The 21,137-nt window shown below is 71.6% G+C and carries 20 protein-coding genes and 1 tRNA gene; 7 read left to right on the top strand and 14 right to left on the bottom strand.

Translation table 11 applies throughout. The features are described from left to right. Window positions 1–2 precede the first annotated feature (2 nt). Window positions 3–905: an ABC transporter substrate-binding protein gene (locus tag ACH0BZ_RS12905; protein WP_406898897.1), complete on the bottom strand. Its 903-nt coding sequence runs from the start codon at window positions 903–905 to the stop codon at window positions 3–5. Window positions 906–995: 90 nt separating this feature from the next. Next, complete coding sequence (gene polA, locus ACH0BZ_RS12900) at window positions 996–3,773, bottom strand: DNA polymerase I (RefSeq protein ID WP_406898896.1); 2,778 nt, start codon at window positions 3,771–3,773, stop codon at window positions 996–998. Between the two features lie 102 nt (window positions 3,774–3,875). Between polA and ACH0BZ_RS12895 the strand changes: the two genes are divergently transcribed. The 7 genes from ACH0BZ_RS12895 to ACH0BZ_RS12865 all read left to right on the top strand — a co-directional run bounded on the left by ACH0BZ_RS12895 (window position 3,876) and on the right by ACH0BZ_RS12865 (window position 9,695). After that, window positions 3,876–3,952: transfer RNA gene (locus ACH0BZ_RS12895), tRNA-Leu, on the top strand. Between the two features lie 167 nt (window positions 3,953–4,119). Then, entirely contained in the window at window positions 4,120–4,590 is a 471-nt protein-coding gene (locus ACH0BZ_RS12890) for a MarR family winged helix-turn-helix transcriptional regulator (protein ID WP_406898895.1), read from the top strand. After that, window positions 4,587–6,392: an MDR family MFS transporter gene (locus ACH0BZ_RS12885; RefSeq protein WP_406898893.1), complete on the top strand. Its 1,806-nt coding sequence runs from the start codon at window positions 4,587–4,589 to the stop codon at window positions 6,390–6,392. The genes ACH0BZ_RS12890 and ACH0BZ_RS12885 overlap by 4 nt, the downstream gene beginning before the upstream one ends. A gap of 50 nt (window positions 6,393–6,442) precedes the next feature. Further along, window positions 6,443–7,084, top strand: coding sequence for a response regulator (locus tag ACH0BZ_RS12880; protein ID WP_406898892.1), 642 nt, complete (start codon window positions 6,443–6,445; stop codon window positions 7,082–7,084). Window positions 7,085–7,113: 29 nt separating this feature from the next. Continuing rightward, window positions 7,114–8,259: an ATP-binding protein gene (locus ACH0BZ_RS12875; protein WP_406898890.1), complete on the top strand. Its 1,146-nt coding sequence runs from the start codon at window positions 7,114–7,116 to the stop codon at window positions 8,257–8,259. Beyond that, the gene (locus ACH0BZ_RS12870; protein ID WP_406898889.1) at window positions 8,256–9,299 is read left to right on the top strand and encodes a hypothetical protein; all 1,044 of its coding nucleotides are present in this window, start codon (window positions 8,256–8,258) and stop codon (window positions 9,297–9,299) included. Before ACH0BZ_RS12875 ends, ACH0BZ_RS12870 begins: the two co-directional genes overlap by 4 nt. 117 nt (window positions 9,300–9,416) lie before the next feature. Beyond that, entirely contained in the window at window positions 9,417–9,695 is a 279-nt protein-coding gene (locus ACH0BZ_RS12865; protein WP_406898888.1) for a LuxR C-terminal-related transcriptional regulator, read from the top strand. Window positions 9,696–9,813: 118 nt separating this feature from the next. Here ACH0BZ_RS12865 and ACH0BZ_RS12860 read toward each other — a convergent pair whose 3' ends face one another. From ACH0BZ_RS12860 to ACH0BZ_RS12805, 12 genes are all read right to left on the bottom strand, one after another. Further along, a complete protein-coding gene (locus ACH0BZ_RS12860) occupies window positions 9,814–10,275 on the bottom strand; it encodes an SRPBCC family protein (RefSeq protein ID WP_406898887.1) in 462 nt (153 codons plus the stop codon). A gap of 243 nt (window positions 10,276–10,518) precedes the next feature. Continuing rightward, window positions 10,519–11,178 (bottom strand): MBL fold metallo-hydrolase, encoded by a 660-nt coding sequence (locus ACH0BZ_RS12855; protein WP_406898886.1) that lies wholly within the window; start codon window positions 11,176–11,178, stop codon window positions 10,519–10,521. Beyond that, on the bottom strand, window positions 11,175–12,260 hold the full coding sequence (locus ACH0BZ_RS12850; RefSeq protein ID WP_406898884.1) for an S-(hydroxymethyl)mycothiol dehydrogenase: 1,086 nt from the start codon (window positions 12,258–12,260) through the stop codon (window positions 11,175–11,177). The genes ACH0BZ_RS12855 and ACH0BZ_RS12850 overlap by 4 nt, the downstream gene beginning before the upstream one ends. A gap of 142 nt (window positions 12,261–12,402) precedes the next feature. Further along, window positions 12,403–13,140, bottom strand: coding sequence for a M23 family metallopeptidase (locus tag ACH0BZ_RS12845; protein WP_406898883.1), 738 nt, complete (start codon window positions 13,138–13,140; stop codon window positions 12,403–12,405). 190 nt (window positions 13,141–13,330) lie between these two features. Further along, window positions 13,331–14,749: a pyruvate kinase gene (pyk, locus tag ACH0BZ_RS12840; RefSeq protein WP_406898882.1), complete on the bottom strand. Its 1,419-nt coding sequence runs from the start codon at window positions 14,747–14,749 to the stop codon at window positions 13,331–13,333. Window positions 14,750–14,827: 78 nt separating this feature from the next. After that, window positions 14,828–15,685, bottom strand: coding sequence for a prolipoprotein diacylglyceryl transferase (gene lgt, locus ACH0BZ_RS12835; RefSeq protein ID WP_406898881.1), 858 nt, complete (start codon window positions 15,683–15,685; stop codon window positions 14,828–14,830). Then, window positions 15,682–16,482 carry a tryptophan synthase subunit alpha gene (trpA, locus tag ACH0BZ_RS12830; protein WP_406898879.1) on the bottom strand — a complete coding sequence of 267 codons (801 nt, stop codon included), beginning with the start codon at window positions 16,480–16,482 and terminating at the stop codon, window positions 15,682–15,684. The genes lgt and trpA overlap by 4 nt, the downstream gene beginning before the upstream one ends. Next, complete coding sequence (trpB, locus tag ACH0BZ_RS12825; RefSeq protein ID WP_406898949.1) at window positions 16,479–17,774, bottom strand: tryptophan synthase subunit beta; 1,296 nt, start codon at window positions 17,772–17,774, stop codon at window positions 16,479–16,481. The genes trpA and trpB overlap by 4 nt, the downstream gene beginning before the upstream one ends. 93 nt (window positions 17,775–17,867) lie before the next feature. Then, entirely contained in the window at window positions 17,868–18,680 is an 813-nt protein-coding gene (gene trpC, locus ACH0BZ_RS12820) for an indole-3-glycerol phosphate synthase TrpC (RefSeq protein WP_406898878.1), read from the bottom strand. Between the two features lie 100 nt (window positions 18,681–18,780). Then, window positions 18,781–19,419 carry a TIGR02234 family membrane protein gene (locus ACH0BZ_RS12815; RefSeq protein ID WP_406898877.1) on the bottom strand — a complete coding sequence of 213 codons (639 nt, stop codon included), beginning with the start codon at window positions 19,417–19,419 and terminating at the stop codon, window positions 18,781–18,783. Next, window positions 19,416–20,960: an anthranilate synthase component I gene (locus tag ACH0BZ_RS12810; RefSeq protein ID WP_406898876.1), complete on the bottom strand. Its 1,545-nt coding sequence runs from the start codon at window positions 20,958–20,960 to the stop codon at window positions 19,416–19,418. The genes ACH0BZ_RS12815 and ACH0BZ_RS12810 overlap by 4 nt, the downstream gene beginning before the upstream one ends. Beyond that, complete coding sequence (locus tag ACH0BZ_RS12805) at window positions 20,957–21,136, bottom strand: 4-oxalocrotonate tautomerase family protein (RefSeq protein ID WP_406898875.1); 180 nt, start codon at window positions 21,134–21,136, stop codon at window positions 20,957–20,959. Before ACH0BZ_RS12805 ends, ACH0BZ_RS12810 begins: the two co-directional genes overlap by 4 nt. Between the last annotated feature and the right edge of the window lies 1 nt (window position 21,137).

Raw genomic sequence — 21,137 nt, 5'->3', positions numbered from 1 at the left:
ACTCAGCCCTTTCGGACCTGCGGATCGTCGATGAGGCCGTCCTCGACACCCCAGTTGCCGGCGATCTTCTCGAAGTCGCCGGACTCGGCGAGCTTCTTGGCGGCAGCCTCGAGCGCCGGGCCGAGCTCGGAGCCCTTGCGGACGGGCCAGCCGTAGGGGGCGGCGTCAAAGACGTCGCCGGCGAGCTGCATCTTGCCCTCGGACTGCTTGACCGCGTACGCGCTGATCGGCGAGTCGGCGGACATCGCGTCCACCTTGCCGAGCGCGACGGCGGTCGAGGCCTCGTCCTGCGAGTCGAACTGGACCTTCTCGATGGCCGGCTTGCCGGCGTCGGTGCAGGCCTTGCTCCGGGCGGGGACGTCCTCCTGGTCGGAGACCGTGGTGCGCTGAACGGCCACGGTGAGGCCGCAGGCGTCATCGGGGTCGACATCCTTGCCGGCGGCGGAGGCCCACTGGATGCCGGCCTCGAAGTAGGTGACGAAGTCGACGGTCTTGAGCCGCTCGTCGTTGACGGTGAACGAGGAGGCGCCCATGTCCATGGTGCCGCCCTCGATGGCGGGGATGATCTTCTCGAAGTCCGACTCTCGCACGTCTGCCTCGAGGCCCATGAGCTGGGCGACGGCCTTGACCACGTCGATGTCGAACCCGACGATCTCGCCCTGCTCGTTCTTGAACTCGTTGGGCGCGTACGGAACGTTGGAGCCCACGACGAGCGTGCCACGCTCACGGATGTCGGCCGGCACCAGCGCGGCGATCTCCTCGTCCACCTCCAGTGCGACCTCCTCGCGGGGCTCGCCCGAGTCCTGTGGGCCCTCGGTGTTGGTGGTGCAGCCGGTCAGCGCGAGGGCGGCGGTTGCGGTCAGGGCGAGCGCGGCGCGCAGGCCACGTCGGGAGGTGGGGGTCATGTTCTGCTCTTTCAGGCGTAGAGGGTGCCGAGTATGGGACTGAACCTAAGGCATAGGGGGGCCGCCACAAAACGGAATGCCCGACAGTGGTCAGTGCCCGGCGGAATCCCAGTCGGGCCCGATGCCGGTGGAGACGTCCAACGGAACGTCGAGCTCGATCGCCTTGTACATCCGGTCCACCACGAGGTCGCGCACCTCGTCGAGCTCTCCGGGGGCGATCTCGAGCACGAGCTCGTCGTGCACCTGGAGCAGTAGCCGGCTGCGCAGCTCACGGTCGCGCAGATCGGCGTCGACCTGGAGCATCGCCGCCTTGATGATGTCCGCCGCGGTGCCCTGGATCGGCGCGTTCAACGCGGCGCGCTCGGCGTTCTCGCGCTTGAGCCGGTTGTCGGAGTTGAGCTCGGGCAGGTAGCGGCGCCGTCCGAAGAGGGTCTCGGTGTAGCCGTCCTTGCGGGCCTTCTCCACGACCTCGCGCAGGTAGTCGCGCACGCCGCCGAAGCGGGCGAAATAGGCTTCCATCTGTTCGCGTGCCTCTGCCTGGCTGATGCCGAGCTGCGCGGCGAGACCGAAGGCGCTGAGGCCGTAGGCGAGGCCGTAGCTCATGGCCTTCACCCGGCGGCGCAGGTCAGGGGTCACCTCGTCGATGGGGACGCCGAAGGCGCGGGAGCCGACGAACGAGTGCAGATCCTCGCCCGTCCGGAACGCCTCGATGAGTCCCTCGTCGCCGGACAGGTGTGCCATGACGCGCATCTCGATCTGGCTGTAGTCGGCGGTGAAGAGGCACTCGTAGCCCTCGCCCACGACGAACGACGAGCGGATGCGGCGGCCGTCCTCGGTGCGGACGGGGATGTTCTGCAGGTTGGGATCGGTCGAGGAGAGCCGGCCCGTGGCGGCGACGGTCTGGTTGAAGGTGGTGTGGATGCGTCCGTCGTCGCCGATCGTCTTGACCAGCCCCTCGACGGTGGTGCGCATCTTGGTGGCCTCGCGGTGCAGCAGCAGCGCCTCGAGGAACGCGCGGCCCGGGGTGTCGCTGGTCTCCTTGGCGAGCAGGTCCTCGAGCGCCTTGGCGTCGGTGGTGTAGCCGGTCTTGGTCCGCTTGGTCTTGGGCATGCCGAGCGTCTCGAAGAGCACCACCTGCAGCTGCTTGGGCGAGCCGAGGTTGATCTGTTCGCCACCGATCGCGGCGTAGGCGGCCTCAGCGGCGTCGCTCCCGCGATCGGCGAAGCCGCCCCGGAGGTCGTCGAGCGCGGTGCGGTCGACCGCGATACCCGCCGCCTCCATGCGCGCGAGCACCGGCACGAGCGGCAGTTCCATCTCGGCGAGCAGCCGGGCCCCGTGGACCTGCTCGAGCTCCACGTCGAGCCGCTCGGCCAACTCGAGCACCGCGCGGGCACGGGTGGCGGCGCCGTCGGCGGACTGCTGCTCGGCCTCGGACTCGTCCACCTCGTCGAGTAGCGAGAGCTGGGACTGGCCGGTCTCGACCTCGGGCAGTTCCTTCTGCAGGTGCCGCTGGTAGAGCTCGGCGAGCCCGTAGGTGCGTTGGCCGGGCCGGACGAGGTAGGCGGCCAGCGCCACGTCGCTGGTCACCCCGACCAGGTCGAGGCCGCGCCCGAGCAGCGCGTGGGTGGCGGGCTTGGCGTCGTGTACGGCCTTGGCCACCGCGGCGTCGGCGAGCCAGACGCGCAGCGCCTCTTCGTCGTCGGGCCCGATCCGGGCCAGGTCGATGTGCCCGGAGGCGCCGTCGGCGGCGGCCACGGTCACGGCCTGCGCGTCCCCCTCCGCGGGGCGGGAGGGTCCGACGACGACGAGTCCGTGCCGCTGCCCGGCGGCGGCGTGCGCGGCAAGCCAGTCGGACACCTCTCCGGCGTGCAGGACCACGGCCTGTTCGAGCTCGGCGGGTGCCGGCGGCTCGGGCTCGCCCTCGGAGAGGAACGCGGTGTAGAAGCGGTCGCGGGCCTGGGGTCCGAACTCGAGCTTGTCGAACAGCGCGTTGACGTCGGCCCGCTCCGGCTCGGCGCGGGTGAGGTCGTCGATTCCCACGCCCAGCTCGAGGTCCCGGGTGAGTTCGGTGATGCGCCGGTTGAGCTGGACCTGCGGCAGGTGCTCGCGGAAGCTCTCGCCAACCTTGCCCCTGACCTCGTCGGCATGGGCGATGAGCTCGGACAGGCTGCCGTACTGGGTGATCCATTTGGCGGCGGTCTTGTCCCCCACCTTGGGCACGCCCGGCAGGTTGTCCGAGGTGTCGCCGCGCAACGCCGCGACGTCCGGGTACTGCGCCGGGGTGACGCCGTACTTGGCCTCGACCGCCTCCGGCGTGTAGCGGGTGAGCTCGGAGACGCCCTTGACCGGGTACAGCACGGTCACCTCGTCGGTGACGAGCTGCAGCGCGTCGCGGTCGCCGGTGCAGATGAGCGTGTCCATCCCCGCCGGACCGGCCTGCGTGGCGAGGGTCGCGATGATGTCGTCGGCCTCGTGGCCCTCGAGCGAGAGGGTGCGCACGCCGAGCGCGGCGAGCGCCTCCTGGATGAGACCGATCTGGCCGGCGAACTCCTCCGGCGTGGCCGACCGGGTGGATTTGTACTCGGGGTACTCGGCCGTACGGTGCAGCGTCGAGCGGGAGACGTCGAACGCCACGGCGATGTGCGTGGGCGACTCCGATCCCACGAGGTTGGCGACCATGGACAGGAACCCGTAGACCGCGTTGGTGTGCTGGCCGGAGCTGGTGGAGAAGTTCTCCGCCGGCAGTGCGTAGAAGGCGCGGAAGGCCAGCGAGTGCCCGTCGAGGAGCAGCAGGCGGGGCCGCTCTCCCCCGTTGGTGGGCGTGGCGGGGGCGGGCGCGGTTCCTGGGGCCTGGCTCGTGGTGCTCACACCGCCACTCTAGGGGCGTGGTCTGACGGCCGCGCGGGGGTCTCCGTTAGACTTCCCGACCAGCGGTTCACCGCCGATCAGTCCCGCGGCCCCGCCGCGCCCGCCCCCGTAGCCCAATTGGCAGAGGCAACGGATTCAAAACCCGTCCAGTGTCGGTTCGAGTCCGACCGGGGGCACCATTGCTGACGCCGTCCTACCTGCGAGGACGGCCGCCAGTCCCGCCCGTGACAGGCCGGGATGCGGCGGGATTCATACGAACGGACGACACCGGATTTGTCGGACACCAGAACGAGGATTATCTTTGCTTGACGCAAGCAATTGTTTTCGGTGTGGTCAGGAGGACCCCGTGCCCGTCGATCCGGAGCTGTCGGCCGACCTCGCCGTCGACCTCTCCCGCGTGGTCAAGCTCCTCCGCGCCCTCAGCGCCACCTCGCCCCGCTTCCACGAGCAGATCGAGGTGTCCACCTACCCCCTGCTCTTCGCCGTCCGCGAGGCGGCTGCCCGGGTCACGACCCTGGCCGAGCGCGTCCACACCGACGTCTCGGTGGTGAGCCGACAGGTCCGACACCTCGAATCGCTCGGGCTGGCCGCCAAGGCCCCCGACCCCGACGACGGCCGGGCCAGCCTCGTGACCCTCACCCCCGACGGCGAGGAGCTCCTCGACCGGGTCACCGAGGGCCACGGACGCTGGCTCGCCGGCATCCTCGCCGACTGGAGCCCCGAGCAGGCCCGGTCGCTCCACCACCACCTCACCCACCTCGCGGACTCACTCCGGACCGAGCTCGACGCCCGCACCACCCCCGAGGAGACCCCGTGACAGACCAGGCCACCGCGCACTCTCCCGCCGCGGACGACGGCGAGCTCACCCACCGCCAGATCCTCACGATCCTCGCCGGCCTAATGTCCGCCATGTTCCTGGCCAGCCTGGACCAGACGATCGTCAGCACCGCGATCCGGACGATCGCCGACGACCTCCACGGCCTCGACGCTCAGGCGTGGGTCACCACCGCCTACCTCATGACGTCGACCATCTCGACGCCCCTGTACGGCAAGCTCTCCGACATCTACGGGCGCAAGCCGTTCTTCGTCATCGGCATCGTCGTCTTCGTCATCGGCTCCCTGCTCTGTTCGTTCGCCGACTCGATGTACACGCTCGCCGCCTACCGCGGGGTCCAGGGGCTCGGCGCCGGCGCGCTCATGTCGCTCTCGCTGGCGATCATCGGCGACATCATCCCGCCGCGCGACCGCGCCAAGTACCAGGGCTACATGCTGGCGGTGTTCGCCTCGTCGTCGGTCCTCGGGCCCGTCATCGGCGGCTTCTTCGCCGACCACGACACGATCCTCGGCCTCGACGGCTGGCGCTGGGTCTTCCTCATCAACGTGCCCATCGGCGCCGCCGCCCTGACCCTGGTCCTGGCCACGCTCACCGTCAAGAACGTGCGGGTCGACCACCGCGTGGACTGGGCGGGCGCCGCCGCGATCGTCGTGGGTCTGGTGCCGCTGCTCCTCGTGGCCGAGCAGGGTCAGGCCTGGGGCTGGTCCTCCCCCGCCGCGCTCACCTGCTTCGTGGTGGGCGCCGCCGGCATCGGTCTGTTCCTCCTCGCCGAGGCCCGCGCCGGCGACGAGGCGCTCATCCCGCTTCGCCTCTTCCGCGACCGGACGTTCGCCATCGCCACCGCCGGCGGGGTGATCGTGGGCATGGCCATGTTCGGCGGCATGATGACCCTGCCGCTCTACATGCAGATCGTCCACGGCGCGAGCCCCATGGACTCCGGCCTCATGATGCTCCCGCTGGTGCTGGGCATGATGGTCGCCTCGATCGTCTCCGGCATCCTCATCTCCCGGACCGGCCGCGTCCGCGAGTTCCCGATCCTCGGCACCGTGCTCCTGGCGGTGGGGCTGTTCCTGCTGTGGACGATCGACGCCGACACCTCGCTGTGGCTGGTGATGACCTACATGCTCGTCATGGGCGCGGGTCTGGGCAACTGCATGCAGCCGCTCACGCTCATCGTCCAGAACGCGGTGAGCCCGCGCGAGATCGGCGTGGCCACGAGCTCGGCCACCTTCTTCCGCCAGGTCGGCGGCACCGCGGGCGTAGCCGTTTTCCTGTCCATCCTCTTCAGCCGGGTGGGCGACTCCATCCGCGGCCAGCTCGAGACCGCCGCGGCCGACGGCAGCCTCGCCGTCGGGATCCGCGAAGGACTCGCCGACCCCGCTTTGCAGCAGGATCCGGCCGCGCTCGGCATCCTCCGGGGCCTCGCCGACCCCGCGACCGGCACGGCCGCCCTCGAGTCCGTGACCAAGGACTCGTCGGTGATCAACCGACTCCCCGAACTCGTCGCGCACCCATTCGAGCAGGGCTACGCGCTGAGCATGTCCGAGATCTACCTCGTGGCCGGGGTCCTCGCCGTGGCCGCCGCCGCGATCCTGACCCTCCTGCCCCGCATCGAACTGCGGACCGGCTCGGCCCGGGCCGAGGCGGCCCGGGATGCCGCGGCCGCCGCCCCGAGCGGCGTCGATTCCGAGGCCGCGGCCGCGCACAAACCCCCGCGCGACCGCTCCGCCGTGTCCTATGTTCGTACGACACCGCGGACCAATAGCCGCACGCGCGGGCGGTGAACACCGATAATTCGGGGAGAGAGCGACCGGGGGGCGACGAGAGGACCGACGTGATCAGAGTGGCGCTCGTGGACGACCACGAGACCGTGTTGCTCGGGCTCCGGGCCATGCTCGCCGACGTGCCCGACCTCGAACTCGTGTGGTCGGGCGCCACCGTCCCGGAGTTCCTCGCCGCGAAGGTCGACGTGGACCTGGTCCTGCTGGACCTGCGCCTGTCCGACGGCTCCTCCCCGGAGCTCAACGTGCGCGCCCTGCACGAGACCGGGGCCCCGATCCTCGCCTTCACCTCCGCCGAGAACCCGTACCACATCCGACGCGCCGCGCAGGCCGGCATCTGCGGGGTCCTGCGCAAGTCCGAGGCCGCCTCCGACATCGTGGCCTCCATCCGGGCCGCCGCCTCCGGCGAGACGGTGCCCGGGCTGGACTGGGCGGCGGCGATCGACGGCGACCCGGACCTGCCGGCCGTGGGCCTGTCGGACCGCCAGCGCGAGGTCCTCTCCCTCTACGCCTCCGGCGAGGACGCCGGCACCGTCGCGGCCATGCTCCACCTGTCCCCCCAGACCGTGCAGGACTACGTGGCCCGGATCCGCACCAAGTACGCCGAGTCCGGGCGGCCCGCGCGCAGCAAGATGGATCTCTACAAGAGGGCGGTGGAGGACGGCTACCTGCCGATACCCGAGGCCGGGCGGTGACGACGGGGCCGCGTTCCGCGACCTCACGGATGGCCGCCCTCTTCGGCGTGTTCACCGGGACCGCCGTCCTCCTGTTCATCGGAACGTTTCCCCCGCGGATCGTCGACGCGTTCCACGACTTCCCGTGGTGGACGGCCTGGGTGGTGGCCACCGAGACGCTTTGCGCGCTCGCCCTCCTGACCGCTGGGCTCACGGGCCGGCCGCGCCTCCAGCGCGGCGCCGCCACGGCGCTCGCCGGGTCCTACTGCTTCTCGTCCGCCTGGATGCTCGCGATCCGGGGCCTCGGCCACGGGACGGAGGCGGACGTGGTCTGGCACGAGGCCTACCCCTCGATCATCGTCATCGGCCTCGTGCCCTTTCTGCGGACCCGTATGGTCCTGCTGCTCGCCGTCGCGCTGTTCACGGTCGTCGGCCTCCTCGCCGTCGACGATCCCGGACGGTGGGTCGTCGTCAACATCCTGCACATGTACAGTCTCGGCGGCTTCAGCGTCGCCGTCGCCTACGCGATCCTCGGCATCGCGACGTTGAGCGACGAGGAGTCCGAACGGACGAGGGAGCGCATCTCGATCGCCTCCGTCGCGGAGGCCGAACAGATGGAACGCGAGCGGGTCGACGGACTCATCCACGACGCGGTGATGTCCACGCTCCTCGCCGCCGCCGGCGTCGGATCCGAGCCCCGGGTCGTGGCCTCGGCGGAGAACGCGCTCGCCGAACTCGACGCACTGCGGTTCCCCCGCGGCGACGACCAGCTCGTCCCCGTCGAGGACTTCGTCCATTCCCTCCGCTCCGGCCTGCACTTCATCGACCCCGGCCTGGCGGTCACGACGTCGATCACCGAGGCCCCCGTCGAGCCGATCCTCCCGGTTTCGGTGGCCCGCGACCTCACGGCGGCCGCGGCCGAGGCCCTGCGGAACAGCGTCATCCACGCCCGGGGGCACCGCAGGTCCGCCACGGTGTCCTACCGGGACGACGCCGGAGGTCCCCTCACACCCGGTGTCGTGGTCGTCGTGGAGGACGACGGCCCGGGATACGATTCCCGGACCGTCCCTCCCCACCGGATGGGCACGCGGGCCTCCATCGTGGGGCGCATGGACGCCGTCCCCGGGGCCGGCGCCACCATCGAGACCGCGCCGGGCGCCGGCGTCCGGGTCTCACTCACCTGGACCACCCCGTGACCGCGGACCTCCGGAACCCCTACGCCCCGATCGGGCTCACGCCGAGAACCGCCACGTTCATCCTCACACTTGTCGCCACGTTCCTCGTCGCCAGCATCGTCTCCGACCCCGCGGCCACGCCCCACCGCCCCATCCACCTCGCGGCCGCCGCCGCCATGGTGGTGGCACTGGGGTCGGTGTCCGGCCGGTCCTCCCGCGGTGCGACGCCCCTCTCCTCGACGCTGCTCGTCCCCGCCGTGGTCGGCGCGGCGGCCGTGGTGTTCGCGACGTGGACGACGATCCCCGAGGTCAGCGACTACCTCTGGTCCTGGCCGCTGTACATGGCGGGGATCATCGAGCTCGTCCTCTGCCTCAAGGGCAGGCCCGTCCCCGCGATCGTCATCCACGCCGGGGTCGCCGCGGCCCTCGCCCTCCGGGCGTGGCGGATCGACGGCACGCCGGCCACGGCGGCGCAGTCCCTGGGGTCGTACCTCCCGATGTTCTTCGTCGCCCTGCTGATCGCGATCTACGCCCGCCCGGTGATCGGGGAAATCGTGGCCCTCCGGGGCGCCGGCGAGTCCGCGGCCCGGGCCGAAACCGCCGCCGTGGCCGCGGTCGCGGCGCGCAACGACCGCCTCGACTGGATCGACCGCACCGCCGGCCCGTGGCTACGCCGAATCGCCTCGGGGGACCCGCTCGACGACGGCGACAGGCGGGCCTGCCGCCTCCTCGAGGCCGGTATCCGCGACGCGCTACGCGCACCCGGGCTCACCGGCCCCGGACTCGACGAGACCGTGGGGCGGGCCCGGGAACGCGGCGTGGAGGTGGTACTCCTGGACGACGGTGCACTCGACGGTGCACCCCCACGACTGAGGGCGGCGCTGCTCGGACTGGTGGCCCGTCGCGTCGCCGCGGTCGATGCCGGGCGCGTGACGATCCGGATCTGCCCACCCGGTCGCGAGGAGATCGCGACGGTCCTGCTCAGTTCCTCCGGCAGGGCCGAGAGGACGGTGCTACGTCCGGACGACCTAGAGGACGCCGCACGCCGGGACGCCCCCTGACCCGGTGCCCCTGCCGCGGGGGGCACCAGCCGCTGGGCACCGTCCGCGGGCTACGCGGTGTCGTACCCCGCCAATAATGTTCTCCTCATCAACGTTCGAGGACCAGGAGGACACGAGATGACCAGCGCCGTCGTCGACCACGCCCCCGCTGACGGGTCGCTTCGCCAGCGACCCGCGCTGAGCCCCCGCGAGGTCGAGGTGCTGCGCACGTGGTTGCTCGCCGACACCAAGGAGGAGGCGGCCCGCTCGCTATACCTGGCGCCGACCACCGTCACCACCTACATCACCCGGGTCCGGTCCAAGTACCTCGCGGCGGGCCGGCCGGCCCGGAGCAAGTCCAGGCTGCTCGCGCACGCCCTCCGGGACGGATGGATCCGGCTCGAGGACTTCGCCTAGCCCGGATCGGGATGAGCTTGCGCACGAGGTCCTGACCGGCACCCGTCTGCGACCCGAGCCGCTGGACCACCCGGTCCTTCGCCGTCGGCCGCACCGCACGGCCGGAACAGGCCGGACGCTACCGGCCGGCAGACGCCTCGACGTCGTCCTTGAGGTTCTTGAGGAGCGAGTGCTGGATCCGCTTGAGCCCGGCGGGCGCGAAGAGGCGCTCGAAGAAGCCGCCCACTCCCCCGGCACCCTTCCACGAGGTCGTCATCTCGACGAGCGAGCCCGCGGTGGCCTCGCGGACCGTGTACACCGTCGCCATCGACGAGTTGGCGTCCTTCTCCACGAGCGACCAGTGGCCGGGGGCGTCCTCCACCGTCACCTCCGCCTGCACGTCGCGGCTCCGCTTGGACGTGGCCCGGAGGTTCCACGCCGCCACGGTGCCGTGACCCTGCCCGCCTTCGAGCAGCCGGTAGGCCGTGTACTCCTCGGGCTGGATCCGGGGTCGGACCTGCGCGTAGTCGGCGATCGCCGCGGTGACGGCGGCGACGGGCGCCTCGATGACGATGGTGGTGTTGGCGGTGACCCTGCCCATGACGGTGCGTCCTCCCGGGTGATGCGGCCTCTCAGACGACCTCCATCCTGCCCGAGGCCCCGGCGCGGCGTGCGCGCCACCTCGCCCCGACCTTACGGGCCTCCTCGAGCCACAGGACCGACGAGCCCACCGCGAACTCAGGGAGAAAATCACCTCGTCGGTCGGAAGGGTGTGCCAGGCGATGGGGTCGTCGGTCGCTGACGCGGTCCTCGTCGTCATACCCCCATCGTGCCGCAGGGCGGATCAGTGGCCGCGGGCGATCCACTCCTCCAGGTGTGGGGCCTCGTCGCCCACCCTGGTGCCGTCTCCGTGCCCGGTGTGCACGAGAGTCTCCGCGGGCAGGGTGAGGATGCGCTCGCGGATCGAGGTGATGATGGTCGGGAAATCCGAGTAGGACCTGCCCGTGGCGCCCGGCCCACCCGAGAACAGCGTGTCCCCGGAGAACAGCACGCCCGCCTCCGGGACGTGGAAGACGACCGAGCCCGGCGAGTGCCCGGGGGTGTTCATCACGTCGATGCGGGTCCCCGCGATCTCCAGCCTCTGACCGTCCGCCAGGTCGGCGTGCCCGACCCCCGGGTGGGTCTGGTCCCACAGCATCTGGTCGCCCGGGTGCACGAGGATCGGCGCATCGAGCGTCTCGCTCAACTCCGGCGCCACGGTGATGTGGTCGTTGTGGGCGTGCGAGCACAGGATCCCCTTGACCCGACGGCCCGCGACGGCCTCGACGATCGGGGCGGCGGTGTGCGCGGCGTCGATGACGTAGACCTCGTCGTCGTCACCAAGGATCCAGATGTTGTTGTCCACCTCCCACTCGCCGCCGTCGAGCGCGAAGATACCGCTCGTCACCACTTTCTCGATGCGCAGACCGCCGGCGTATCCGGCGCTGGTGTAGGTCTCGCTCACAGGGTCACCACCGATCGGAGGACGGAACCGGACTTCATGGCGTCGAACGCGGCCTCGACGGCGTCGAGGGAGATGCGTTCGGTGACGAACTTCTCGAGCGGGAGCCGACCCTGCAGGTGCAGGTCTACGAGCATCGGGAAGTCCTTCTCGGGCAGGCAGTCGCCGTACCACGAGGACTTGAGGGAGCCGCCGCGGCCGAAGAAGTCCAGCAGCGGCATCTCCAGGCGCATGTCGGGGGTCGGCACGCCCACGAGCACCACCGTGCCGGCGAGGTCGCGGGCGTAGAAGGCCTGCTCGTAGGTCTCCGGTCGCCCCACCGCGTCGATCACCACGTCGGCACCGACACCACCCGTGAGCTCCTGGATCGCCGCCACCGGGTCGGCGGCCGAGGAATCGATCGTGTCGGTGGCTCCGAAGTCGGTGGCCCACTCGAGCTTGCGGGGGTCGATGTCCACCCCGATGATCGTCGAGGCGCCGGCCAGTCGCGCGCCCGCGATCGCCGCGATGCCCACGCCGCCGCAGCCGATCACCGCGACCGACTGCCCGCGCGTGACCCCGCCGGTGTTCATCGCCGCGCCGATACCCGCCATGACGCCGCAGCCCAGCAGGCCCGCCACGGCCGGGTCGGCGGCCGGATCGACCTTGGTGCACTGGCCCTCGTGGACGAGCGTCTTCTCGATGAACGCGCCGATGCCGAGCGCCGGGGTGAGCTCCGTACCGTCGGCCAGCGTCATCGCCCGCGAGGCGTTGTGGGTGGAGAAGCAGTACCGCGGCTCCCCTCGCCTGCAGGCGCGGCACTCCCCGCACACCGCGCGCCAGTTGAGCACCACGAAGTCGCCCTCCGCCACATGGGTTACCCGGTCGCCGACGGACTCGACGACCCCGGCCGCCTCGTGCCCCAGCAGGAACGGGTACTCGTCGTTGATCCCGCCGTCCCGGTACGCCAGATCGGTGTGGCAGACGCCGCACGCCTGTACGCGCACCACCACGTCGTTCGGGCCGGGTTCGGGGACCACGACGTCGACGAGCTCGACCTCCGCCCCCTCGCTTCGGGCGATCACACCCCTGACGGTCTGCGACATGAGCACTCTCCTGACGGTCGTCGGCGGTCTCTCCGACCCACTGTGTCAGAGATTCACGTATCGCGACACGGCAATGCGTCGCGCCCCGCCTCCCGAGTGGGAAGCGGGGCGCGACGAGGGACGTGCGGGGTGCGCGGACCGATCAGACCACCACGCCGTTGGCGGCGAGCCACGGCACGGGGTCGATCCACTGGCCACCCGGGTTCTGCACACCGAAGTGCAGGTGCGGACCGGTCGAGTAACCGCGGTTGCCCACGGTGCCGATGACCTGGCCGGCGTGAACGCGCTGGCCCACCGAGACGAAGTTCTTGTCGTTGTGGCCGTACTCGAGCAGGTAGCCGTCGTCGGTCTTGATGCGGATCCACAGGCCGTACCCGGAGGCCGGGCCGGCGGCGACGACGGTGCCGGACTTGGCGGCGTACATCGGGGTGCCGATCGGCGCACCGAAGTCGGTGCCATTGTGGAAGGTGCCCCAGCGGGGGCCGAAGCGCGAGGTGATCGGGCCGGTCGTCGGGGCGTGGGCGCCACCGCCGAGGAAGGGCAGCTCGACCGAGCCGAGACCGGGCATGCCGGCGTACTCACGCAGCTGCTCGTCGGAGACGCCGAACTGGCCGGCGACGTCCTGGGCGATCTGACCGAGCTCGGCCGGATCCACGAACTGGGCGGGGTCGAGCTCCGCCGACTGCGCGTTGGCGGCGGGGGCTGCAGCCATGGCCACACCACCGGACAGGGCGGCACCGGCGACGGCACCGGCGACCACGCGGCCGACGCCACCGGAGGAACGGGCGGCGCGATGACGGCCGGCGGACGCGGCGGAACCGCCCACCCCGAGCCGGTCGGCGAGCTCGGAGAAGGGGACGGTGCGGGTGGCGTCGGACATCAGGGAACCTCGTCAGTCGTGGAACGTGTGAAGCAGGGGGTCCACCGGATTCCCGGCGGCCTCCAAGAAGGTAACAGAAGCATCTCGGCGTTGTCACGCCCAAAGCACGAAATAACACGAAAACGCTGGTGACAGCAGGTATCACCAGCGCTTCGGGATCGTTATCGAGTAGTTGCAGAGCGCTCCGGGCTCAGTGGTCGGCCTCGCCCATCCGGTGCACGAGGATGAAGTTGGTCGAGCCCTCCACGCCGGGCACGCTCCCGGCCACGATCACGATGAGGTCGTCCTCGTTGTAGCCCTCCACCGGCAGCAGCAGCTCGTCCGTCACCTTGACGATCTCGGCCGTCTCGTTGACCCGGCTCGTGAGGAACGTCTCGGCACCCCACGTCAGCGCCAGCTGGCTGCGGATGCGCGGGTCGCCGGTGATCGCGATGAGCGGCAGGTGGCTGTGCAGGCGCGCCAGGCGCCGCACCGTGTCGCCGGTCGAGGTGACGGCCACGAGAGCCTTGGCGCCGAGCCGCTCCCCGATCTCGCGGGCGGAGTAGGAGATGACGCCGCGCTTGGTCCGCGGGATGTGGACGAGGTCCGGGGCGGCCGTCGAGTCCTCCTCCACGGCCAGCGCGATGGAGGACATCGTGCGCACCGCTTCGTACGGGTACCGGCCTACCGAGGTCTCGCCCGAGAGCATGACCGCGTCCGCGCCGTCCATCACCGCGTTGGCCACGTCGGAGGCCTCGGCACGGGTGGGCCGCGAGTTGGTGATCATGGACTCGAGCATCTGCGTGGCCACGATGACCGGCTTGGCGTTCTCCCGCGCGATCTGGATGGCGCGCTTCTGGACCAGCGGCACCTCCTGCAGCGGGAGCTCCACGCCGAGGTCACCGCGCGCCACCATGATGGCGTCGAAGGCCAGGACGATCGCCTCGAGGTTCTTGACCGCCTCCGGTTTCTCGAGCTTGGCGATCACCGGCACGTGGATGCCCAGCTCGTCCATGATCTCGCGGACGAGGTCGACGTCCGCCGGGGAGCGAACGAAGGACAGGGCGATGAAGTCGACGCCGAGGCGCAGCGCGAAGCGCAGATCCTCCTTGTCCTTCTCGCTGAGCGCAGGCACCGAGACGTTCATCCCGGGAAGGGAGACGCCCTTGTTGTTGGAGACGGTGCCGCCCTCCGTGACGACGCAGTGGACGTCGTCGCCGTCCACCGACTCGACCTCGAGCGCGATGTTGCCGTCGTCGACGAGCAGCCGGTCGCCCCTGCGCGCGTCCGCGGCCAGACCCTTGTAGGTGGTGGACACCCGGTCCTTGGTGCCCTCGACGTCGGCGACGGTGATGACGACCCGGTCGCCGTCCTCCCACTCGTGCTTGCCGTCGGTGAACCGGCCCAGCCGGATCTTGGGCCCCTGCAGGTCCGCGAGGATGCCCACGGCCCGACCGGACTCGTCCGAGGCCTGGCGGACCCAGCGGTAGTTCTGCTCGTGGTCGGCGTGCTCGCCATGGCTGAAGTTGAGCCGGGCGACGTCCATGCCCGCCTCCACCAGGCGGCGGATGCCGAACTCGGAGGCGACGGCGGGGCCCAGGGTGCACACGATCTTGGTACGACGCTTCACGGGCACCAATGTAGTCCCCCCGGCGATACCGGTCGTGAACCCGCGGGCAACGGCGGGCCAACGGAGGTGGCCGCCGGGCTACCCCTCGGGATCGCTCGCAGGTCGGAGCTCCGCGGGTTCCTCGCGGCCGCGGCGTTCCCACCACAGGTAGACGAGCGCCGCGAGTAGCACCACGGTAGAGACGATTGTGTTGATCCGCAGCCCGAGCACGTGGGTCGCGGAGTCCGCGCGGAGCAGCTCCACCCAGAAGCGGCCGAAGCAGTACAGCGCCACGTAGAAGGCGAAGACGCGGCCGTGGCCGAGACGGAACCGCCGGTCGAGGAGCACCAGCAGCACGGCCACGAGGACGTTCCACAGCAGCTCGTAGAGGAACGTGGGGTGGACGGTGGCGATTACCTGGCCCGTCGAGCGGCCCAGGGTCTCGGAGTAGCCGTACGCCTCGTCGTAGCGCTCGTAGATCTCCAGCGCCCACGGCACGTCGGTCTGGCGGCCGTAGAGCTCCTGGTTGAAGTAGTTGCCGAGTCGGCCGATGCCCTGCGCCAGGACGATGCCCGGCGCCACGGCGTCGCCGAACGCCCCGATAGCGCGGATGCCCTGCTGTCGCAGTCCGAGGTAGGCGCCGAGGGCGCCTAACGCCACGGCGCCCCAGATGCCGAGGCCGCCGTCCCAGATCTTCAGCGCGTCGAGGGGGTTGCGTCCCTCACCGAAGTAGCGGTACCAGTCCGTGGCCACATGGTAGATCCGCCCGCCGACGAGGCCGAACGGCACGGCCCACAGGGCCGTGTCGAGGACGACGCCGGGCCGGCCGCCGCGGGCCACCCAGCGCTTCTCGCCCCAGTAGATCGCCACGACGATGCCGACGATGATGCACAGCGCGTACGCGCGGATCGGGAGCGGGCCGAGATGCCACACCCCCTGGGGAGGGCTGGGGATCACGAGGCCGCCCCCGGGCGGCGCACGCCCTCGGCCAGCTCCGCGGTGAGTGCGCCGAGCGCGGCGCGGTCCGTGCCATCCGGGCCGGTGGCGGAGATGAGCGCCGAGCCCACGATCACGCCGTCGGCGTACGAGGCGATCTCCGCCGCCTGGTCGCCGTTGCGCACACCCAGGCCCACGCCGCACGCGATGTCCGAGATCTCGCGGACCCGCTGCGTGAGCACGCGCGGGGCGTCGGTCACCACGTCGCGCGCGCCCGTGACGCCCATGACCGCCTGGACGTAGACGAATCCGGCGGTGTGCTCGAGCGTCATGGCCAGCCGCTCGTTGGTCGAGGACGGCGCCACGAGGAACACGCGGTCGATGCCGTGTGCGTCGGTGGCGGCGATCCATTCCCGCGCCTCGTCCGGGATGAGGTCCGGAGTGATGACGCCCGTGCCGCCCGCGGCGGCCAGGTCCGCTGCGAAGCGGTCCACGCCGTACTGCAGGATCGGGTTCCAGTAGCTCATGATGACGGGGACGGCGCCGGCCTCGGCGACCGCGCGGACGACCTCGAACGTGTCCCGCACGCGGAAGCCCGCCGCCAGCGCCGCGTCGGCGGCGGCCTGGATCGTGGGACCGTCCATCATCGGATCCGAGTACGGGATGCCCACCTCGACCACGTCGCACCCGTGCTCGACCATCGTGCGGACGGCCTCGACCGAATCGGCCACCGTCGGAAATCCCGCAGGGTAGTAGCCGATGAGGGCGGCCCGCTCCTCGGCGCGGCACCGTGTGAACACCTCACTCAGCGCACTCATGACTCCACTCCCCCCTCCGCGTACTCGCCGTCGCCGTCATCGGCGCCCTGCCTGTGGTCCACCCCGGCTTCGGGGGGCGACCCCCCACCGATGAGGCCGAACCAGCGGGCGGCGGTGTCGACGTCCTTGTCACCCCGCCCCGACACGTTGACCAGGACGAGGCCCACGCCCTCGGCGGCGAGCTGCGCGGCGCCGGCGAGCGCGTGCGCGGACTCGATGGCGGGGATGATCCCCTCGGTGCGGCACAGCTGCGCGAAGGCGTCCATCGCCTGGGTGTCCGTGACCGGCCGGTACTCGGCGCGGCCGATCTCGGCCAGGTGGGAGTGCTCCGGCCCGACACCCGGGTAGTCCAGGCCGGCCGAGATGGAGTGGGACTCGACGGTCTGGCCGTCCTCGTCCTGCATGAGGTGGGCGTACGAGCCCTGGAACACGCCCGGACGGCCCGCGTTGACCGTCGCCGCGGTGCGCCCGGTATGCACGCCGTCGCCGCCCGCCTCACAGCCCACGAGCCGCACCCCGGGGTCGTCGATGAACGGGTGGAACAGCCCGATCGCATTGGAGCCACCGCCCACGCACGCCACCGCGGCGTCGGGCAGCCGACCCACCTGGTCGAGCATCTGGGCCCGGGCCTCGGTGCCGATGATCCGCTGGAAGTCGCGGACCATCGCGGGGAACGGATGCGGGCCCGCGGCCGTGCCGAAGGCGTAGTAGGTGTCGTCGGCGCGCGCGACCCACTCGCGCATGGCCTCGTTGATCGCGTCCTTGAGGGTGGCCGACCCGATCTCCACGGCCTCGACCTCGGCGCCGAGCAGCCGCATCCGCGCCACGTTGAGGGCCTGGCGGCGGACGTCCACGGCGCCCATGAAGACCTTGCACTCCATGCCCAGCAGCGCGCAGGCGGTGGCGGTGGCCACGCCGTGCTGGCCGGCGCCGGTCTCGGCGATGACGCGGGTCTTGCCCATGCGCTTGGCCAGCAGCGCCTGTCCGAGCACGTTGTTGATCTTGTGCGAGCCCGTGTGGTTGAGGTCCTCGCGCTTGAGCAGGACCCGCGCGCCGATCTCGGCGCCGAACCGCTCGGCCTCGTACAGCGGCGACGGGCGGCCCGAGTAGTGGCGCTGCAGGCGGTCGAGCTCGTCGAGGTACGCCTCGTCGGCGCGCGCCTTGGCGTAGGCGTCGGTCACCTCGTCGATCACTGCCATGAGCGCCTCGGGGATGTAGCGGCCCCCGAACAGCCCCCAGTGCCCCCGCTGGTCCGGTTCGTGCCCGGTGGGTTCCCGGAGCACCTCTCCCATGGTCGGCAGCGTCGGCAGGTCGTCTCTAGTCACGCCGCCCAGTCTGCCCGACGCGCGGGGGCGGCGGTCAGCGGGGGCCGCGGGCGGAGCGGGTCAGCGCGGACCCTGCGGGCAGGCCGGATGAGCGCCGGCCGTCGCCAGCGACGCGCACGCCGCCCGGGGGTCGCCCTGAGTGACGAGTCCCTCGCCCACGAGCACGGCGTCCGCGCCCGCGCTCGCGTAGGCCAGCAGGTCCGCGGCGTCCCGGACCCCCGACTCGGCCACCTTGACGACGTCCGAGGGCAGCCCCGGCGCGATGCGGGAGAAGACGTCCCGGTCCACCTCGAGGGTCTTGAGGTTGCGGGCGTTGACGCCGATGACGCCTGCGCCGGCCTCGAGGGCGCGGTCCGCCTCCTCCTCGGTGTGTACCTCGACGAGGGCGGTCATGCCGAGCGACTCGGTGCGGTCGAGCAGCGACACCAGCGCGTCCTGCTCGAGCACCGACACCATGAGCAGGACGAGGTCCGCACCGTGCGCCCGCGCCTCGTGGATCTGGTACGGCCCCACCACGAAGTCCTTGCGCAGCACGGGGATCCCCACGGCACGGCGCACCGCGTCCAGGTCGGCGAGGCTGCCGTGGAAGCGGCGCTCCTCGGTGAGGCACGAGATGATCCGCGCCCCGCCCTCCTCGTACATCCGGGCGAGCACCGCCGGGTCGGGAATGTCCGCGAGCTGCCCCTTGGACGGGCTCGCGCGCTTGACCTCCGCGATGACGCCCACCCCGGGCTCCCGGAGTGCCTTACGGGCGTCGAGGGGCTCGGGGGCGGCCTTGGCCGCCTTCTTGACCGCGGCGAGGTCGAGGACCGCCTCGCGGGCGGCGACGTCCTCGCGGACCCCGTCGAGAATCGAGTCGAGAACGTTGCCCACCGCGACCTCCCTCAGCGTTGACCGGGCGTACAAGTGTGATCGGCATCAACCATAGAGGGCCGTCGCAGGGTTCCCGAAACCGAGGTCCGGCTCGCCGCCGTCAGGCCGTGGGGTCGCGTCCCTCGTCGAGTTCCTCCCACAAACCCCGGCCCGTACCGGCGTCGCCGGCGCCGGCCTCCCCGCGCCGCGTCGACGGCGTCACGTACCGGTCGTCGCGGCGTGCCGCCCGCGCGGGCCACGCGATCACCACGGCTCCCGCCGCGAGGAGTGCCAGTGCGCCCCCCGCGGTGAGCGCGGGACCGGTCGCCCGCGTGGCGGTCCCGGTGATCTCCGACCACTCGGGCAGAGACTGCACCCCCGACGCGCCGGGCCCGGCGTTGGTGCGGCCGAGCTCCTCCTCACTCGTCACCGCGGCGTGCACGCGGTCGGTGTCCACGTCGCCCACCGTCGAGGCGGCCTGCGCGCCGGCGGCCACCCCGAGGAGCGCGATGACCGCGCCCACCACCCGGGCTCCGGTGCCGCGGACGAGGGCTACGGCCGCGACGGCGGCCACCGCCCCGAGGGCGATCGGCACGAGCGCCGGTTGCCAGTCGGCGCCGACGAGCGTTCGCCGCGCCTCGCCGGACTGGTCGTTGAACGCCACGACCTCGAGCCACGCCGTCCGCGAGGCGGCCCACAGCAGGACTGCCCCGAGGAGCAGGAGCACGACCGGGACGAGGAGCCGGTTGCGGGGCGTCACCCCGCTCCCCCGCCCGCCGGCCGCAGCGTCCCGGCGGCGGCCACGGCCCGCAGGACGGCCATCGCCTTGTTGCGGCACTCGGCGTCCTCGGAGGCCGCCACCGAGTCCGCGACGATCCCCGCGCCGGCCTGCACGTACGCCGTGCCGTCCCGGAGGAGGCCGGACCGGATGGCGATGGCCTGGTCGGCGTTGCCGGCGAAGTCGAAGTAGCCGATCACCCCTCCGTACACGCCGCGCCGGGTGTCCTCGAGATCCTCGATGATCTGCAGTGCCCGCGGCTTGGGCGAGCCCGACAGAGTGCCGGCCGGGAAACACGCGGTCACCGCGTCGACGCCGGTGCGCCCCGCGGCGAGCCGCCCGGTCACGGTCGACACGAGGTGCATGACGTGACTGTAGCGCTCCACCTGGCGGAACTCCGTCACCACGACGGTCCCGGGCTCACACACGCGGCCGAGGTCGTTGCGGCCGAGGTCCACCAGCATGAGGTGTTCGGCGTTCTCCTTGGCGTCGTCCACCAGATCCTTGGCCAGGAGGACGTCGTGCTCGTCGTCGTCCCCCCGTGGCCTCGTCCCCGCGATGGGGTGGGTCGTGGCCACCCCGTCCTGCACGGTGACCAGCGCCTCCGGACTGGAGCCGACGACCGTGAACGCGGTGCCGCCGAAGCCGTCGGGGCCCGAGCCGTCGGGCACGGTGAGCAGGAACATGTACGGGCTCGGGTTGGTGGTGCGCAGGATCCGGTAGACGTCCCGCGGGTGCGCGCTGGTGTCCACCTCGAAGCGCTGGCTGAGCACCACCTGGAACGCCTCGCCGGCGTGGATCTGCTCGATGATGTCGGCCACCCGTGCGTGGTAGGTGGCCTCGTCGGTGCAGCGGCGCACGTCCGGGTCGGGGGTGTCGAAGACGCTGACGCCGCCGGTGCCGGGCGCGGCGAGTCGGGCCGTCATGGCCTCGACGCGGGCACGCGCCTCTGCGTACGCCTCGTCGACCCGCTCGTCGCTGCCGTCCCAGTTGACCGCGTTGGCGATGAGGTGGATGCGGCCCTCGTGGTGGTCGAAGGCGGCCAGGTCGGTCGCGAGGAGCTGCATCAGCTCGGGCACCCGCAGGTCGTCGGCCGTGTCGGCAGCGATCCGCTCGAGCCGGCGGACGATGTCGTAGCCCAGGTAGCCGACCATCCCCGAGGTGAGCGGCGGCAGGCCCGGGATCGAGTCGGTGCGCAGCAGGTCCAGGGTGCGGCGCAGGACGTCGAGCGGGTCCCCGCCCGTCGGTGCGCCCGCGGGGACGTGCCCCCACCACGTCGCCTCGCCCGCGGCGTCGACCGTGAGCGCGGCCGCGGCGCCGCAGCCGATGAAGGACCACCGCGACCATGAGCGCCCGTGCTCGGCGGATTCGAACAGGAACGTGCCCGGCCGGTCGCCTGCGAGCTTGTCGTAGGCCGAGAGCGGCGTCTCGGCGTCGGCGAGCACGGTACGCACGACGGGCACCACGCGGTGCCCCGCTGCGAGGGCCCGGAACTGCTCGAGGGTCGTGGTCTGGGTACTCATCCGACGACCCGGCCCCCGATCCCGAACGAGTCGCGGGGCATGTCGTTGACGAGGCACCACACCGCGGCGGGGTCCTTGCCGGAGGCCTCGGCGTACGCGGCGGTGACGGCCTCGATGACGCGGGCCTTGTCCGCGGCGTCCATCCCGTCGAGCTGGTTGATCTGGATGAAGGGCACG

It is taken from the genome of Dietzia sp. 179-F 9C3 NHS (assembly GCF_045369825.1).
GTDB lineage: Bacteria > Actinomycetota > Actinomycetes > Mycobacteriales > Mycobacteriaceae > Dietzia.
Note: the sequence above shows the minus strand (reverse complement) of the source record. Positions and strands in the feature narration are given on the sequence as shown.

Coding starts and splice junctions, on each gene's coding strand:
- ACH0BZ_RS12905 (WP_406898897.1), bottom strand. CDS start 905: ATGACCCCCACCTCCCGACGTGGCCTGCGCGCCGCGCTCGCCCTGACC.
- ACH0BZ_RS12875 (WP_406898890.1), top strand. CDS start 7,114: ATGGCCGCCCTCTTCGGCGTGTTCACCGGGACCGCCGTCCTCCTGTTC.
- ACH0BZ_RS12865 (WP_406898888.1), top strand. CDS start 9,417: ATGACCAGCGCCGTCGTCGACCACGCCCCCGCTGACGGGTCGCTTCGC.
- ACH0BZ_RS12860 (WP_406898887.1), bottom strand. CDS start 10,275: ATGGGCAGGGTCACCGCCAACACCACCATCGTCATCGAGGCGCCCGTC.
- ACH0BZ_RS12850 (WP_406898884.1), bottom strand. CDS start 12,260: ATGTCGCAGACCGTCAGGGGTGTGATCGCCCGAAGCGAGGGGGCGGAG.
- ACH0BZ_RS12845 (WP_406898883.1), bottom strand. CDS start 13,140: ATGTCCGACGCCACCCGCACCGTCCCCTTCTCCGAGCTCGCCGACCGG.
- trpA (WP_406898879.1), bottom strand. CDS start 16,482: ATGAGTGCGCTGAGTGAGGTGTTCACACGGTGCCGCGCCGAGGAGCGG.
- trpB (WP_406898949.1), bottom strand. CDS start 17,774: ATGGGAGAGGTGCTCCGGGAACCCACCGGGCACGAACCGGACCAGCGG.
- ACH0BZ_RS12810 (WP_406898876.1), bottom strand. CDS start 20,960: ATGAGTACCCAGACCACGACCCTCGAGCAGTTCCGGGCCCTCGCAGCG.